The organism is Mesorhizobium sp. WSM4820, from assembly GCF_055811075.1.
On the sequence record NZ_JBVVQN010000001.1, the window covers coordinates 406,446 to 421,901 of the forward strand.

The 15,456-nt window shown below is 63.0% G+C and carries 14 protein-coding genes; 5 read left to right on the top strand and 9 right to left on the bottom strand.

The window, feature by feature from the left end; genetic code table 11:
• Positions 1–25: 25 nt before the first annotated feature.
• Together panC and panB are read right to left on the bottom strand one after the other, a co-directional pair.
• Entirely contained in the window at positions 26–877 is an 852-nt protein-coding gene (gene panC / locus AC0L2R_RS02085) for a pantoate--beta-alanine ligase (protein ID WP_473507578.1), read from the bottom strand.
• A gap of 30 nt (positions 878–907) precedes the next feature.
• Positions 908–1,750, bottom strand: coding sequence for a 3-methyl-2-oxobutanoate hydroxymethyltransferase (gene panB, locus AC0L2R_RS02090; RefSeq protein ID WP_473507579.1), 843 nt, complete (start codon positions 1,748–1,750; stop codon positions 908–910).
• Positions 1,751–1,998: 248 nt separating this feature from the next.
• Between panB and AC0L2R_RS02095 the strand changes: the two genes are divergently transcribed.
• From AC0L2R_RS02095 to AC0L2R_RS02105, 3 genes are all read left to right on the top strand, one after another.
• Complete coding sequence (locus tag AC0L2R_RS02095) at positions 1,999–2,397, top strand: NADH:ubiquinone oxidoreductase subunit NDUFA12 (protein ID WP_419696923.1); 399 nt, start codon at positions 1,999–2,001, stop codon at positions 2,395–2,397.
• A gap of 560 nt (positions 2,398–2,957) precedes the next feature.
• Positions 2,958–3,365 (top strand): DUF2155 domain-containing protein, encoded by a 408-nt coding sequence (locus tag AC0L2R_RS02100; protein ID WP_473507736.1) that lies wholly within the window; start codon positions 2,958–2,960, stop codon positions 3,363–3,365.
• Positions 3,366–3,482: 117 nt separating this feature from the next.
• The gene (locus AC0L2R_RS02105) at positions 3,483–3,851 is read left to right on the top strand and encodes a hypothetical protein (protein ID WP_473507580.1); all 369 of its coding nucleotides are present in this window, start codon (positions 3,483–3,485) and stop codon (positions 3,849–3,851) included.
• Between the two features lie 25 nt (positions 3,852–3,876).
• Here AC0L2R_RS02105 and aat read toward each other — a convergent pair whose 3' ends face one another.
• The 6 genes from aat to AC0L2R_RS02135 all read right to left on the bottom strand — a co-directional run bounded on the left by aat (position 3,877) and on the right by AC0L2R_RS02135 (position 9,430).
• Positions 3,877–4,494: a leucyl/phenylalanyl-tRNA--protein transferase gene (aat, locus tag AC0L2R_RS02110; RefSeq protein ID WP_473507581.1), complete on the bottom strand. Its 618-nt coding sequence runs from the start codon at positions 4,492–4,494 to the stop codon at positions 3,877–3,879.
• A gap of 29 nt (positions 4,495–4,523) precedes the next feature.
• Positions 4,524–5,867 (bottom strand): acetyl-CoA carboxylase biotin carboxylase subunit, encoded by a 1,344-nt coding sequence (gene accC, locus AC0L2R_RS02115; protein WP_473507582.1) that lies wholly within the window; start codon positions 5,865–5,867, stop codon positions 4,524–4,526.
• 19 nt (positions 5,868–5,886) lie between these two features.
• Positions 5,887–6,345 carry an acetyl-CoA carboxylase biotin carboxyl carrier protein gene (accB, locus tag AC0L2R_RS02120; RefSeq protein WP_023798158.1) on the bottom strand — a complete coding sequence of 153 codons (459 nt, stop codon included), beginning with the start codon at positions 6,343–6,345 and terminating at the stop codon, positions 5,887–5,889.
• Positions 6,346–6,371: 26 nt separating this feature from the next.
• The gene (gene aroQ, locus AC0L2R_RS02125) at positions 6,372–6,806 is read right to left on the bottom strand and encodes a type II 3-dehydroquinate dehydratase (protein WP_031254564.1); all 435 of its coding nucleotides are present in this window, start codon (positions 6,804–6,806) and stop codon (positions 6,372–6,374) included.
• Between the two features lie 307 nt (positions 6,807–7,113).
• On the bottom strand, positions 7,114–7,917 hold the full coding sequence (locus AC0L2R_RS02130) for a DsbA family protein (RefSeq protein ID WP_473507583.1): 804 nt from the start codon (positions 7,915–7,917) through the stop codon (positions 7,114–7,116).
• A 118-nt stretch (positions 7,918–8,035) separates the two neighbouring features.
• Positions 8,036–9,430, bottom strand: coding sequence for a M48 family metalloprotease (locus AC0L2R_RS02135; RefSeq protein ID WP_473495172.1), 1,395 nt, complete (start codon positions 9,428–9,430; stop codon positions 8,036–8,038).
• Between the two features lie 207 nt (positions 9,431–9,637).
• Between AC0L2R_RS02135 and AC0L2R_RS02140 the strand changes: the two genes are divergently transcribed.
• Both AC0L2R_RS02140 and AC0L2R_RS02145 read left to right on the top strand, forming a co-directional pair.
• Positions 9,638–10,786, top strand: a complete 1,149-nt coding sequence (locus AC0L2R_RS02140; protein WP_473507584.1) for a pyridoxal phosphate-dependent aminotransferase — start codon at positions 9,638–9,640, stop codon at positions 10,784–10,786.
• Between the two features lie 4 nt (positions 10,787–10,790).
• Positions 10,791–11,720, top strand: coding sequence for a glutaminase (locus tag AC0L2R_RS02145; protein ID WP_473507585.1), 930 nt, complete (start codon positions 10,791–10,793; stop codon positions 11,718–11,720).
• Positions 11,721–11,815: 95 nt separating this feature from the next.
• Here AC0L2R_RS02145 and AC0L2R_RS02150 read toward each other — a convergent pair whose 3' ends face one another.
• A complete protein-coding gene (locus tag AC0L2R_RS02150; RefSeq protein ID WP_473507586.1) occupies positions 11,816–14,863 on the bottom strand; it encodes an Rne/Rng family ribonuclease in 3,048 nt (1,015 codons plus the stop codon).
• Positions 14,864–15,456: the final 593 nt, after the last annotated feature.

Consider the following 15,456-nt stretch of genomic DNA (forward strand, 5'->3'; position numbering starts at 1 on the left):
TGAATCCATCCAAACGGCACGCGCTTCAGGCGGAGGGAACTTCCACATTGTCGATCAGCCGGGTCTTGCCCAGCCAGGCGGCTGCGAGCAGGCGTCCGTCGCGGTTTGGCCGCCACGGGGCGAGCGTCAGGCTCTCGCGCGCCGCGACATAGTCGACTTTGTCGAAGCCGGCCTCGACCAGCCCGCGGCTGGCCTCGGCGGTCGCACTGCCTTCATCCGCGCCTGCCGCGAGTGCCGCCGCCGTTCGGCGCAAGATGGCGTTGAGCTGGCGCGCCACCGCGAGCTCGGTTTCGCCGAGATAGGCGTTGCGTGACGACATGGCGAGCCCATGCGCGTCGCGTATTGTTGGCGCGCCGATGATGTCCACCGGCAGATCAAGATCGCTGCAGAGCTGCCTGACGACGCAAAGCTGCTGATAATCCTTTTCGCCAAAGACCGCGCAGTCGGGCGACGCCTGCAGGAAGAGCTTTGCCACGACGGTTGCGACGCCGTCGAAGAAGGTCGGCCGGAAATCCGATTCCAGCCCGGCGGCTGGCCCGCCGACCGAGATCTTGGTGGCGAAGCCGGCCGGGTACATCTGCGCCACACCAGGGGTGAAGGCAAGTTGTGCGCCGGCCTCGGCCAGCCGAGCGAGGTCGCGGCCGAGCTGGCGCGGATATTTGTCGAGGTCTTCGCTCGGCGCGAACTGGGTTGGGTTGACGAAGATCGAGACAACGCAGCGATCGGCCTTCTCCAGCGCGATCCTGATCAGCGAGATATGGCCGTCATGCAGCGCACCCATGGTCGGCACCATGGCAAGGCTAACGCCATCGCGACGCCAGTCGCGGATTTGCGCGCGAAGGGCGGCGACGCTGTCGACGACGAGAGGCCGGCTCATGCTTCGCCCCGGCTCATGCTTCGCCCCCGCTCATGCTTCGCCCTTGTCGGCTGCGGCCGAAAAAACGTGGCTCGGGCCGGGGAATGTCCGGCTGCGCACCTCCGCTGCATAGCTGGCTGCCGCTTGCGATATGACGCTGCGCAGGTCGGCATATTGCTTGACGAATTTCGGCACCCGGTCGACGGTCAGGCCGACCATGTCGTCGATGACTAGGATCTGGCCGTCGCAGTCGCCGCTGGCGCCAATGCCGATGGTTGGAATGGAAATGTGCCGGGTGAGGTCGGCGGCGACGGTCTCGACGGTGCCTTCGATGACCACCGAAAACGCGCCGGCTTTTTCGACCGCTTCGGCGTCGCGATAAAGCGCAGCCACATTCTCGTCGGTCCGGCCCTTGATCCTGTAGCCGCCGTCGCTTTCCACCGATTGCGGCTGCAAGCCGATATGTCCCATGACCGGAATGCCGGCAGCGACAATCGCCGCAATCTGTCGGGCAACTGTCACGCCACCCTCCAGCTTGACGGCCTGGCAACCGGTTTCGCCGACAATCCGCCGCGCCGAGGCGACGGCTTGGCGCGCCGTTGCCTCATAGCTTCCGGCCGGCATGTCGACCACCACGCAGGCCTTGGCTGACCCTCGCATCACCGCTTGTCCGTGGGCGATCATCATCTCCAGCGAGGCGCCCAGCGTGGTCATGTGGCCATGGAGAACCATGGCCACGCTGTCGCCGACCAGAAGCAGGTCGACATGATCGTCGAGCAGGCGAGCGATGGGATAGGTATAGGCGGTGAGGCAGACGATCGGCTCGCCGCCCTTGCGCAGGCGAATGGAGCTGGCACTGATCCGCGGATCGGCGCCGGATGCGTCTGGGGCCATCATTCCCTCCCTCAACCGTCAATCAGGCTGGGTACCTGCATGCGGCGCGCTGAGCTTTAGAAAGACCAGGCAGTCTTGGCAAGGCATGCCTCGACAGGACGCGAAAGGCTTGCCACGGTGCGTCGGTTTTCCGACGGCCATTTGCACGGCTCATGCGGCAAAACCCTTGCCTTGGCGATGGCCTGACGCCATAAGCAGGAAACAGGCGCCACCGCTGCCGCCACGAGGACTTGCCGCGAGGATTTTGGATGAAGACTTTCCTTCTGCAGTTTTTCACCTGGTGGAACAGCCAGACGCTGGGCACGCGCTTTCACACCTGGCGGCATGGCAAGAAAGTCGGGCAGGACGAGGCCGGCAACGTCTACTACGAGGGTGGTGTCGATTCGGAAGGCCGCACCCGCCGCTGGGTCATCTATCGCGACTATTCGGAAGCCTCGATGATTCCGCCCGGCTGGCATGGCTGGATGCATCACCGCGTCGATGTCCCGCCGACGAGCGACAACTACAAGCCACGCGACTGGCAGAAGCCGCATCAGCCGAACCTCACCGGAAGTGCCGCGGCCTATCGCCCCAAGGGCTCCATACTCAGCAATCAGCACCGCCCGCAGGTGACCGGCGATTACGACGCCTGGACGCCGGGGTCGTAAGAGACTGTTTTGAAATTCGCTCTGGCGAGTCATATGGTGGTGGTTTCGAGAACCGGCGCGGAGCGGACATTAGAGCGCCGCGCGTCCATTGGACCCGCAAGGGACGCTCTAACACTTTGGTTGGCGCATGATCTTTTCCGGAAACCGAAATCGGTTTCCGGGGTCATGCGCTGGTCCGAAGCACCGGAAGCGCAGAAAGCGCCGTCAGATGGCCGCCAGAGTAGAGTTTCCAAACGGTCTCTAACCGCTCGCCATGGGCGGATCGATCCTTTATCGCCACAATTGGCGTTTAGCAGCTTGTCGATCTGACAGCAGCGACTAGCCTTGGGGCGCGACAGAATCACCCCGGGCGCAAACCACCGGATCCCTACATGAGCATTTTCAGCCGAATCTCGATAGGCGGACTGACGGTGGCCGCCACCGCTTTTGCGGCTTTTAGCATCGCCGCCGCTCAGACGCTTGAGGCGCCAGTGGACCCGGGGGCGCCGACGGAATTTGAGGCGCCAGTGGACCCGGGGGCGCCGACGGAATTTGAGGCGCCAGTGGACCCGGATGCGCCAATGGAACCGGATGCGACAATGGAACCGGATGCGACAGTGGCGCCGGCGGCACCAGCGGCGCCACAACGCATCACCAATCCTGTCGCCGAATTCGCCGGCATCGACAAGATCACCGGCCGCATCATCACCTTCGATGTCTATATCGACGAGACGGTGCAGTTCGGCGCTTTGCAGGTGACGCCGCGCATCTGCTATTCGCAGCCGCAAACCGAAGAGCCGAAGACCGATTCTTTCGTCGAGGTCGACGAGATCACGCTGGATCGCAAGATCCGCCGTATCTTCACCGGCTGGATGTTTGCCGAAAGCCCCGGCCTCAACGCCGTCGAGCACGCCGTCTACGACGTCTGGCTGAAGGGCTGCAAGCAGAAGTCGGAAGTGCCGGCACCCGACGCGGCCAAAACCAATTAGCCAAGCCAGTTATAATCCCTGGCGTGCGGGATCGCCTCTTCGGGATCCCTACTGAGCCTTCCGGAACCGCCTTATTCTCCGTGCGTTGGTCATGGCTGGCGTTACGGAGATGTTCCCATGATGGCCAACAAGAACGAACTCCTCGATCTCGAAAAAGGGTTCTGGACCGGCGACGCTGCCTATTTCAAAGCCAATGCCGACACCAAATGCCTGGTGGCTTTCCCACAGATGGCGCAAACGATGAGCAACACCGATCTGGCCGAAACCGCGACGGACCCAAATCGCTGGCGCGATCTCGTCATCGACCTCAAGGGCATCATCGAGCCGGGCAGCGACATTGTCATTCTGACCTACGAGGCCCATGCCACGCGCGAGAATGGCGAGCCTTATGCGGCGCTGGTCAGCACCGGCTATGTCCATCGCGTCAATGGCTGGAAGATGATGTTCCACGCGCAGACGCCGCTTGAGCCTGCCGCAAAAACCTGACCAAAAACCCGACCTTTGGCTCAGATCATGGGAAAAACACCGCTTCGCCCTTCAGCGCGTCAGCCAGCATCTTTTCATACTTGCCCCTTGGCACGTCGACCGCGCCGAAGCGTTTGAGGTGCTCGGTGGTGAACTGCGTGTCGAGCAACGAAAAGCGCCGTTCCTTCAGGCGTTCGACCAGGTGCACCAGGCAGACCTTCGACGCGTCCGTTTCCCTGGCGAACATGCTTTCGCCGAAGAACACCCGGCCAAGAGACACGCCGTAGAGGCCGCCAACCAGCCGACCCTCGCGCCAGGCTTCGACCGAATGGCAATGGCCCATCCGATGCAGTTCGACATAGGCCTCGCGGATCGGCGCATTGATCCAGGTCGACCGGCGTTCCTCGCGCCTCTCGGCGCAGCCGTCGATGGTCGCCTCGAAATCAAAATCGAAACGGATATCGAACAGGTTTTTCCGGATCGCCTTCCTCAGGCTTTTGGGCGTGTGAAATCCGTCCAGCGGGATGATGCCGCGCGTCTCCGGCCGCACCCAGAACACTTCCGGATCGGTGGCGCTTTCGGCCATCGGAAAGACCCCCGAGGCGTAGGCCTTGAGCAACAGGTCGGTCGGGATGCGATAGCCTGGCGCGTAGGGACGGGTCATCGCGTCATTATATTCTATAAGTTCACGTCCTAATCCTCATCGGCCAGAAATTTTTCCAGCCAGTGGATGTCATACTCGCCATTGGCGATATCGGCATTGCCGACGAGATCGCGAAACAGCGGCAGCGTCGTCTTGATGCCGTCGACGACGAATTCGTCGAGCGCCCGCCGCAGCCGCATCATGCATTCGACGCGATTGCGGCCGTGCACGATCAGCTTGCCGATCAAACTGTCGTAGTAAGGCGGGATCTTGTAGCCGGAATAGACGCCGGAATCGACACGGATGCCGAGGCCACCCGGCGTGTGGAAGTGGGTGATCGTGCCGGGCGAGGGGGTGAAGGTGCGCGGATCCTCGGCATTGATGCGGCATTCGATGGCGTGGCCCTGAAATCGGATCTCTTCCTGGCGCATGGAAAGCCCGCCGCCCGAGGCGACGCGGATCTGCTCGTGCACGAGGTCGATGCCGGTGATTGCCTCCGTCACCGGATGCTCGACCTGCAGGCGCGTGTTCATCTCGATGAAATAGAACTCGCCGTTCTCATAGAGGAATTCGATGGTGCCGGCGCCGGAGTAGCCGAGATCGGCAATCGCCTTGGCACAGACGCCGCCGATATGCGCGCGCTCCTCGGCATTGAGCGCCGGCGAGGGAGCCTCTTCCCAGACTTTCTGGTGGCGGCGCTGCAGCGAACAGTCGCGTTCGCCGAAATGCACGCCGCGGCCGGCACCGTCGCCGAACACCTGGACCTCGATGTGGCGCGGCTTTTCGAGATACTTCTCGATGTAGACGGCGTCGTCGCCGAAAGCGGCACCGGCTTCCGAGCGCGCCGTCTGCAGTGCGACCACAAGATCGGATTCGCTGCGCGCCACCTTCATGCCGCGTCCGCCGCCGCCGGCCGACGCCTTGATGATCACGGGGTAGCCGATCTCGGCGGCGATGCGTCTGGCTTCCTTTTCCTCGGTGACCGCCCCGTCGGAGCCGGGCACCACCGGAATGCCAAGGCGCTTTGCGGTGCGCTTGGCCTCGATCTTGTCGCCCATGATGCGGATGTGATCGCCGGACGGGCCGATGAACGTGATGTTGTGCGCGGCGAGGATATCGGCGAATTTGGCATTCTCCGACAGGAATCCGTAGCCCGGATGCACCGCGTCGGCGCCGGTGATCTCGCACGCCGCGACGATCTGGTGGATGTTGAGATAGCTGTCGCGCGACGGCGGTGGGCCGATGCAGACGCTCTCGTCGGCGAGCCGCACATGCATGGCGTCGGCGTCGGCGGTGGAATGCACCACCACCGTCTGGATGCCGAGCTCCTTGCAAGCGCGCAGCACCCTCAGAGCGATTTCGCCGCGATTGGCGATGAGGATTTTCTGGAACATTTTTCGGCTGTTCCCGGCTCTACTCGATCACGACGAGCGGCATGCCATATTCGACCGGCTGCGCATCCTCGAACAGTATCGCCGTCACCGTTCCGGCACGCGGCGAGGGGATCTGGTTCATCGTCTTCATCGCCTCGATGATCAGCAGCGTCTGGCCTTCCTTGACCTGTTGGCCGACTTCGATGAACGCCTTGGCGTCGGGCGATGGCGCCAGGTAGGCGGTGCCGACCATCGGCGAGGCCACTGCGTTCTTGGACACGTCGGCCGCTGCCGGGGCGGCTGCGCCAGCCGGCTGCGCTGCCGGCGGCGCATAGGCGGGCTGCGCTGCGGCGACCGCATGGACGGCCGGCGCCTGTCGCGACACGCGCACCTTCAAGTCGCCCAGCTCGACCTCGATCTCGGTGAGGTTGGTGTCGTTCAGTATGCCCGCCAGATCGCGGATAAGCTGCTGGTCAACACCATTCTTTTTTATCGACATTTTCGAGCCTTCTGTTTGTTGGCCGGTCATAGGCGTGCGGCCAGCGCCTGCAGCGCCAGTGTGTAGCCGAGCGGCCCGAACCCGCAGATCACGCCGACGGCGACCGGCGAGACCATGGAGACGTGGCGGAATGATTCCCGCGCATGGATGTTGGAAAGATGAACTTCGGCGACGGGCAATGGCGCGACGGAGCGGATGGCGTCGTGAATGGCGATCGAGGTGTGGCTGTAGGCGCCCGGATTGATGACGATGCCGACAGCCTTGTCGGCGGCTTCCTGTATCCAGTCGACGAGGTCGCCCTCATGGTTCGACTGACGGAAATCGATCTCGAGCCCAAGTGCCGCACCTGCCTGCTTGCAATCGTCGGCGATCGCGGCCAGCGTCTTGCCGCCATAGATGCCGGGCTCGCGTTTGCCGAGCGCGTTGAGGTTGGGACCGTTCAGGACGAAAACCGTTTTCAAAATGCCGACCTTTTCCCGGTGTGGTTTCGAATCCGAAATTCGCAATACCTTAGAGCAGCGCTTTGAACGAATTTCGGCTTCAAAGCCACACTGGCAATTTATACATTTCTGATGTGGTGGATTTAAAGTTCCTGAACACTGACGCCACCAAAGCAGCAGGAACTTCAAATCCACCACATCAGCGCCGGCATCAGTCGGCGCACTGGGCCTCTATAATGGGCTTAGACGCCTGCGAAAAGAGCGCAAGTGGGTTCTTTCGCTGTCCACAACAGGCGGAAAATGGCATGCGCAGAAAGCCAGCCGCCGATCAGAGTGCGGCCTTGGCCGCTTCGATCTTCTTCGCCAGCACGTCCTGGCCGAGCGCACCGAACACCACCTCGTTGCCGACCACATAGGAGGGCGTTCCGGTGATGGCCAGCTTGTTGGCAAGATCATAGGTCTTGGAGAGGGCCTCGGCGATCGACGGATCCTTCATCTTCTCGCGCAGCGTCGCTTCGTCGGCGCCGAGCGAAAGCGCTACCTTGATGGCCGCCGCTTCGGTGGCGCGTCCCTGGGCGCCGAGCAACGCGTTGTGGAACTCGCCGTATTTCTCCGGCATCATCAGGTGGAAGGCCATCGAGACGACGCTTGCCTTCTGCGAATCCGGGCCGAGGATCGGGAACTCCTTGAGCACGAAGCGCAGATCCGGATCGGCTGTCGTCAGCGTCTGCATGTCCTCCATGGCGCGTTTGCAGTAGCCGCAATTGTAGTCGTAGAATTCGACGATGGTGACCTTGCCGTTCGGATTGCCGACGACGCCGTCGAAGGCCGAGTTGAAGATCTGGTCCTTGGCATCCTTGATGACGTCGAGACTGGCGACGCGCTGCGCCTCCTTCTGCTTGGCCTCGAGCGCCTCCTGAGCTTCCAGCAGCACTTCCGGGTTCTTCAGCAGATAGTCGCGGATGATGCCTTCGACTTCAGCCCGGTCGATCTTGGTGTCGGCGGAGGCTGCCTGGGCGATCTGCGCGGCATCGGCCTTTGCCGTCTGCGGACTTCCGGTCACGAACCCGAAACCCAGCATGGCGAGAGCGACCGCCACGCCCGTGGTGCCCAGCAGAATTGCCTTCTTCATCATCCTGATCCTCTTGCCTGGTTTCCGGCCGGGTTGTCCGACCCGATTGGCCCGACTACCCGATTGGTTCGACTACCCGATTGGTCCAACTACTTGTCGCCGCGCACGGCCGGAAGGTTCACTTTTTCTTGCCTGATGGTGCGTAGTTTATGATGTCCTGCGCGCGGATCCAGCCCGGCTCGCCACGCTTCATTTTCATCTGCGCGCGCATTGCGAAGATCTTGGCATCCTTGTAGGCGCCAGAATAGAAATGGCCTTCGGCGGTCGCAAGGTCGGCGGCCGGAATGTTGCCAAGCTCGCCATAGGCCTGCGCAAGATGGCGGTAACCGACGGCGTTTTCTCGGTCGCGCGCGAGACCCTTGTTGATCTGCACCACCGCTTTCTCCAGGGAATCGGGCGTGCCGACTGCCATCAGCGCCTGGCCGTAGGAAACCGGCAGCAGCCCGGATCGCGCTGGGTCGAGGCTGACCGCCTTGGCATAGGCTTCCGCGGCAGCCTTCGGTTTGTTCGCCTTCATCAGGATGTCGCCGCGCAATTCCTGGAAATAGGGGTTCTTCGGCTGTGCCTTGATCAGCGCGTTGGTCTTGGCAAGCGCCCCGGCCAGATTGCCGAAAAGGAAGCTCGTCTGCGCGTCGCCATATTGCGAGGCGAGGCTTCCCGGCATCTTGCGCATCAGCCGCGATGCGGCGGCCTGACCTCCCATATAGGCAGCGATCTTGATGCGCATCATGTCGTGCCGCTGCTGCAGCGCCGGCGGATCGACCTTTTCGACGTAGGGGCTTTTTTTGACCAGGACTTCGAGGTTGGCAATGCGTTCGCGCGGCAGCGGATGGCTGATCCGGTAGGGGTCGACCTGCGCCCCCGACAGCGAAAGTGCGCTCTGAAAGCGGCCGAAGGTCTTCAGCATGCCCAGGCCGGACTGGCCGGTGGCATTGAGATAGGTTATCGCCGAGCGGTCGGCGGTCATCTCTTCGGTGCGCTGATAAGCGAGGATGCTGCGCTGCGCCATCTCGCCGCCGCCAGCTGCAACCCCCATGCCGGCGCCGGCCAGGCCCCGGCTTTTGCTGGTGGCGCCGGCAACCATGGCACCGGCGCCAAGCAGCGTCGCGATGATGGCCATCGTCTTGGCGCGTTCGAGCTGGTTGCGCAATTTTTGCTGGTGGCCACCGGCGATATGGCCGGCTTCATGGGCGATGACGCCAATGATCTCGTTGGGCGTCTCCGCCGACATCAGGGCGCCGGTGTTGATGAACAGGCGGGACCCGGCAACGAAGGCGTTGAAACTCTGGTCGTTGACCAGCACGATGTCGACGCCGTCTTCCGGCAGGCCCGCGGCCCTGAAGATCGGCCGCGCATAGGCGCGCACCAGCGCCTCGATCTCGGCATCGCGCACCACCGGCACATTTTGCGCAAAAGCGCTGACGGTGCCGGTCACAGCGACCGTCGCGGCAAGCGAAAGCGTCGCGAAGGCGCGTGCTGCCCTGGCTATCGTCGATTTGGGTCGGCTCAACATGGCAGGTCCACTGGTAGACGAGCGGGTGAAGGATGAAAAGTCGGCACTGAAACTTTACTGAACTTGTGAACCTCACATCAATCGGGCATTTGTGCGGCGCGGGACGTCAAAGCTCGGCGCCGGCAGCCGGCAAGCGCCGGCCGATGGGCGATCTCAAAGGGCTGACCCAAAGGGCGGACCCAAGGGCGAACAAGGAAATGAGGTCAAATGGTTGTATCGCTTTCGCGTCGCGGCGACGTCGAGCCGTTCCACGCCATGGACGTTCTGGCGGAAGCGAATCGGCTGAAGGCCACGGGCGTGCCGGTCGTTTCCATGGCCGTTGGCCAGCCGTCCGATCCGGCGCCGGCCGGAGTCAGGCAAGCGGCGACGAACGCATTGAAGATGGGGCGCATCGGCTACACCGACGCATTGGGTCTTGCGGGCCTGCGCGAGGCTATCGCGCAGCATTATGCCGACCACTACGGGCTGGCCGTTTCACCCGGCCGGATCGCCGTCACCACCGGATCGTCGGCCGCCTTCAACCTGGCATTTCTGGCGATGTTCGATCCAGGCGACCGTGTCGCCATCGCCGCACCCGGTTATCCGGCCTATCGCAACATCATGGCCGCGCTCGGCATCGAGATCGTCGAGATCGAGCTCGACGGTGATGCCTATCTCCACGCCGAGCATCTGAAGGCTGCGCATCGCGAAAAGACGCTGAAGGGCGTGTTGTTTGCCAGCCCGGCCAATCCGACCGGGGCGATTATCCCCGCCGACGAGCTGTCGGCGCTGGTGACGACGGCACAAGAGCTCGGCATCGCCGTGATCTCCGACGAGATCTACCATCGGCTGGCTTACGCTGCGCCGGACAGCACAGCACTTGCCTGCGGCCCTGACGTGACGGTGATCAATTCCTTCTCGAAATACTACTGCATGACCGGTTGGCGCATCGGCTGGATGGTGCTGCCGGAACCCTTGGTGCGGCCGGTCGAGCGCATCGCCCAGAGTCTCTACATCTCACCGCCCGAACTGTCCCAGATCGCCGCGATCGAGGCGTTCAAGGCAACCGCGGAATTGGAGGCTGTGAAGGCGCGCTACGCGGGCAATCGCGAGCTTTTGATGCAACGCCTGCCCGAACTCGGCTTTACCCTGGCGGCACCGATGGACGGGGCGTTCTACGCCTTCTGCGATGTCACCAGGCACACCAACGACAGCATGGCCTTCGCGCGCAAGATGCTGGCCGAGGCGCATGTGGCGGCGACGCCCGGCCGCGATTTCGATCCGCTTCAAGGCCATCGAGCCATGCGCTTTTCCTACGCCGGCAGCCACGACGAGATGGTCGAGGCGATGATGCGCATCGAGCGCTGGCTGAGATAGCGTGATGCCGGACCTCGAGCAGGCTTTGACCGAGATTGCCGCCGAAATGGCCGAGCGCACCGATCGCGGCAACGTCGCGACCTACATTCCGCAGCTCGGCAAGGTCGATCCGAAAAAGTTCGGCATTGCCGCGGTGACCAATGACGGTCGCGTGCTGATGGCGGGCGACGCCGATGAGCCGTTTTCGATCCAGAGCATTTCGAAGGTGTTCACGCTGACACTGGCGCTTGGCAATGTCGGCGACGCGTTGTGGCAGCGTGTCGGGCGCGAGCCTTCGGGCAACCCGTTCAACTCGATCGTCCAGCTCGAGCACGAGAACGGCATTCCGCGCAATCCGTTCATCAATGCCGGCGCCATCGTCATTTCCGACATTCTGCTCGCCGGCCACCAGCCGCGCGAGGCGATCGGCGAGATCCTGCGCTTCATCCAGTTCCTGGCCGACGACGAGACCATCATCATCGACCGCGAGGTCGCGGCTTCGGAACGAGCCACCGGTTTTCGCAATTTGGCGCTCGCCAACTACATGAAATCCTTCGGCAATCTCAGCCACGCGCCGGATCTGGCGCTGGGCGTCTATTTCCACCATTGCGCCATCGCGATGAGCTGCCGGCAACTTGCCCTGGCCGGCCGCTTCCTCGCCAGTGGCGGCAAGAACCCGGCGACTGGCCATTCCGTGGTGTCGGCCGAGCGCGCGCGCCGCATCGGCGCGATGATGCTGACCTGCGGCCACTATGACGGCTCAGGCGATTTCGCCTTCCGCGTCGGCATCCCGGGCAAGAGCGGCGTCGGCGGCGGCATTTTAGCAATCGTGCCGGGCGTGGCCTCGCTCGCCGTCTGGGCGCCCGGCCTCAACGCCAACGGCAATTCCAGGCTGGGGTCGATTGCGCTGGAAAGGCTGGCGAAGATGATGAACTGGTCGGTTTTCGCGCCATAGGAATTGGCCGGCTTCAGACAAGAATAATCCCGCGCTGTCGATGGGACAGCGCGGGATTTTTTTGTTCAAAAGATCAGGATAACCTACCGAAAAGCTTAGAAAAAGCCTTTCCGCTGCCACCAGCCGGCACGCTTCGGCTTCTCCTCGGTCTTTTCCTCTTCGGCAACAGTCGAGGACACGATCGGCTCAACCGGAGCATCGACCGGTACGGGCTTGCGTCGCGATGGGCGGACCTTCGGTTTCTCGTCGACGGCGGCCACGGCTGTTTCCTCTGAAACAGCTGCGGGAGCCTCGGCAGAAATTTCCGGCTTCGCTACCGGCGTCTCGGCAACGACGTCCGCCGCGGCCTTCTTCGGCTTGGCAGCGCGGCGCGGCTTCTTCGGCTTTTCGGCGCTTGGCATGTCGTCATTGGCTGGAGCAAGGTCGACAGGCTCTTCGACCGGCGTGGCTTCGACCGGCGTTGCTGCTGCCGGTTCGCCGGAGACGGCCTCCAAGACCTCGGGACGGTCAGCCGACTCGGCAGTGCCTGCATCGACCTCGCCTTCGCCGTCTTCACGGCGATTGCGCTTGCCGCCGCGCTTGCCGCGCCGACGCTTCTTGCCCAGACCTTCGTCAGGCTCCAGACCTTCATCAGGCTCCCGACCTTCAGGCTCTTGCCCGTCATCCGACGCTTCCACCGCCTCGGTGACGCCGACCTGGTCCTCGTGGTCTGCTTCGGCGCCTTCATCGCTTGCGGCCTCGGAGACGCCATCGGCAGTGGCCGAGATGGACGCACCTTCCACGGGGGCGCCATGCTCGCGGTCGCGATCCTTGCCGCCGCGCCGTCTGCGGCGCTTGCGGCGCTTGCGGTCGCGGCCTTCGCCATCCTCGCTGGGCCTTGGCTGCTGCGGCTGCTGCGCCTGGCGCGGTTGCTCCGCCGGTGCAACGACCTCGTCTTCCTCCTCCTCGATGACGATTTCGTCGGCGGGCTCTTCCGGCTCGACATAGGCGGGCAAGGTCCGCACCTCGACGAAGCCTTCAGGCTTTTCGGCCAGCGCGCCGCGGAAGATCGCATAGTGCTGGGCGCCGACCGTATCGTCGGCCTCGACGGTGATGGTCAGGCCGAAGCGGTTTTCGAGCTCCACCAGCGTGCCGCGCTTGTGGTTGAGCACATAGAGCGCGGTCGCCGCCGGCGTCCGCACCGTGATGTGGCTGCGCGAATCCTTGAGCAGGAATTCCTCGATCGCCCGCACCACCATCAGCGCGACGGACGAATCGGACCGCACATGGCCGGTGCCGCCGCAATGCGGGCAAGGCTTCATCGTCGATTCCAGCACGCTGGCACGGATGCGCTGGCGCGACATCTCCATCAGGCCGAAATGCGAGATGCGGCCGACCTGGATGCGGGCGCGATCGTTCTTGAGGTGATCCTTCAGCCGCTTCTCGACGGAGCGGTTGTTGCGGTTCTCCTCCATGTCGATGAAGTCGATGACGATCAGGCCGGCGAGATCGCGCAGCCTCAGCTGCCGTGCGACCTCCTCGGCCGCTTCCAGATTGGTGTGAAGCGCTGTGTCCTCGATCGAGTGCTCCTTGGTGGAGCGGCCCGAATTGACGTCGATGGCGACCAGCGCTTCGGTCTGGTTGATGATGATGTAGCCGCCGCTCTTCAGCGTCACCTGCGGCTGCAGCATGCGGTCGAGCTGCGCCTCGATGCCGTTGCGCACGAAGATCGGCGTCGTGTCGCGGAACGGCTGCACGACCTTGGCGTGGCTCGGCATCAGCATGCGCATGAAATCCTTGGCCTCGCGATAGCCCTCTTCGCCGGAGACCAGGATCTCGTCGATGTCCTTGTTGTAGAGGTCGCGCACCGAGCGCTTGATCAGGCTGCCTTCCTCGTAGACGAGGGCAGGGGCCGTCGACTGCAGCGTCAGGTTGCGGACGTTTTCCCAAAGCCGCATCAGATATTCGTAGTCGCGCTTGATCTCGGCCTTGGTGCGGCTTTCGCCGGCCGTGCGCAGGATGACGCCCATGCCCTGCGGCACTTCGAGATCGGCGACGACCTCCTTCAGCCGCTTGCGGTCCTGCGCGTTGGTGATCTTGCGCGAGATGCCGCCGCCGCGCGCCGTGTTCGGCATCAGCACCGAATAGCGGCCGGCAAGCGACAGGTAGGTGGTGAGCGCCGCGCCCTTGTTGCCGCGCTCTTCCTTGACGACCTGCACCAGAAGGATCTGCCGGCGCTTGATCACTTCCTGGATCTTGTACTGGCGGCGCACCGGCTTGCGGCGGTTGCGCGCTTCTTCCAGCGCATCCTCGGCGCCGACCGATTCGACCTCATGGTCATCCGAATGCGATGACTGCACTTCTTCCAGCATGCCGCGATCATTGTCGGTGGAGGTGGCTTCGCCGGCCGCATCAGCCTGCGGCACGGCTTCGGAAATCACATCCGATTCGATGCTGGCGGCGATGGAATTCGGACCGCCTTCGGAAGGCCCAGTCTCGTCACCGCCAGTTTCGTCACGGCCATGGCCAGTCTCGTCACGGCTCGTCTCATCAGGACTTGCCTCGCTATGACTGGCGACATCCTCGCCATGTTCCGAAGCAGCGGACGGCGTGTCGACTTTTTCTGAGGCATCGACGTTCTGCGCGACCGCATCCTCGCCGTGTTCGCCGCCCTCATTGGAGCCGCTGTCATTGGACCCGCTGTCATTGGACCCGCTGTCATTGGAATCGCCAGAAGCGTCCGAATCGGCCGCACCTGCATCACGCTTGTGTTCGCCTCGGTCGCGGCTCTTGCCGCCGCGGCGGCGTCCGCGCCGGCCGCGATCGCGGTTCTGGCGATCGTCGCCATCACCGTCCTCATCGTCCTCGTCTTCAGCCTCCTGCGCTTCCGCGCGCAGCAGCGCCTGACGGTCGGCGACCGGAATCTGGTAGTAGTCGGGATGAATTTCACTGAAGGCGAGGAAACCGTGACGGTTGCCGCCATATTCGACAAAGGCTGCCTGAAGCGAGGGTTCGACGCGGGTTACGCGGGCGAGGTAGATATTTCCTTTGAGCTGCTTCTTGTCCTGGGATTCAAAGTCGAATTCTTCAATACGGTTACCGCGAACGACGACAACTCGTGTTTCCTCCGGGTGGGAGGCGTCTATCAGCATTTTGTTGGGCATTATTTCGTTTCCCCCCGGCAGCCGTCAGCCGCAGCTTGCGAGGCAAAGCCCGCCGCTGTGAGTGTGGATGAACATGGGTGCCGGGCAATTGAATGTCCGCCGGCCGCTGCCTGAGCGCCATGGCGGTGCCGCCCGCAGCCATAATGGCGCGGTTTGCTGCGGACCTTTCCATGATTGCGCTTGAAGCCATCGTAACCAGCAGAACCTTTTTGAACCAAAGCCCGGGAAAACCGGACCAGCTTGTTTGCTCGTACAGAGCCGGCGCGGGACAATCCCGGCCGTTTTCCTCACGCAGGCGCTTCCCCCGCCACGGGCTTACACCTGCGAAATTCGTCGCGATCACCTGTTGCCTTTTTCGCCTGACGCGAAAGGAGCCGTCGTTCATCTCACCTGTAGCAGGAAGCTGCGGAGAAGGACGGTTCCAGGATTGCAGTGATCCACCATCGCTTTTATGATTTGGCGGGTTGGAAGGCAACCCCGATTTCCGATGCCGGCAAAATGCAGTTCCGCAACGGAAGCACGGCTTTAAGCGTTGCGTGAAAAGGCTTGGTTAACCTTCTCTGGTTACCAACCGTTAATCGAGTTCGCGGCCT

What these genes read in the sequence shown, in the direction of transcription:
- panB (WP_473507579.1), bottom strand. Translation starts at nt 1,750, where the DNA reads ATGGCCCCAGACGCATCCGGCGCCGATCCGCGGATCAGTGCCAGCTCC.
- AC0L2R_RS02145 (WP_473507585.1), top strand. Translation starts at nt 10,791, where the DNA reads ATGCCGGACCTCGAGCAGGCTTTGACCGAGATTGCCGCCGAAATGGCC.
- accB (WP_023798158.1), bottom strand. Translation starts at nt 6,345, where the DNA reads ATGTCGATAAAAAAGAATGGTGTTGACCAGCAGCTTATCCGCGATCTG.
- AC0L2R_RS02150 (WP_473507586.1), bottom strand. Translation starts at nt 14,863, where the DNA reads ATGCCCAACAAAATGCTGATAGACGCCTCCCACCCGGAGGAAACACGA.
- AC0L2R_RS02135 (WP_473495172.1), bottom strand. Translation starts at nt 9,430, where the DNA reads ATGTTGAGCCGACCCAAATCGACGATAGCCAGGGCAGCACGCGCCTTC.
- AC0L2R_RS02100 (WP_473507736.1), top strand. Translation starts at nt 2,958, where the DNA reads ATGGAACCGGATGCGACAATGGAACCGGATGCGACAGTGGCGCCGGCG.
- panC (WP_473507578.1), bottom strand. Translation starts at nt 877, where the DNA reads ATGAGCCGGCCTCTCGTCGTCGACAGCGTCGCCGCCCTTCGCGCGCAA.
- AC0L2R_RS02095 (WP_419696923.1), top strand. Translation starts at nt 1,999, where the DNA reads ATGAAGACTTTCCTTCTGCAGTTTTTCACCTGGTGGAACAGCCAGACG.
- AC0L2R_RS02130 (WP_473507583.1), bottom strand. Translation starts at nt 7,917, where the DNA reads ATGAAGAAGGCAATTCTGCTGGGCACCACGGGCGTGGCGGTCGCTCTC.
- aat (WP_473507581.1), bottom strand. Translation starts at nt 4,494, where the DNA reads ATGACCCGTCCCTACGCGCCAGGCTATCGCATCCCGACCGACCTGTTG.
- AC0L2R_RS02140 (WP_473507584.1), top strand. Translation starts at nt 9,638, where the DNA reads ATGGTTGTATCGCTTTCGCGTCGCGGCGACGTCGAGCCGTTCCACGCC.
- AC0L2R_RS02105 (WP_473507580.1), top strand. Translation starts at nt 3,483, where the DNA reads ATGATGGCCAACAAGAACGAACTCCTCGATCTCGAAAAAGGGTTCTGG.
- accC (WP_473507582.1), bottom strand. Translation starts at nt 5,867, where the DNA reads ATGTTCCAGAAAATCCTCATCGCCAATCGCGGCGAAATCGCTCTGAGG.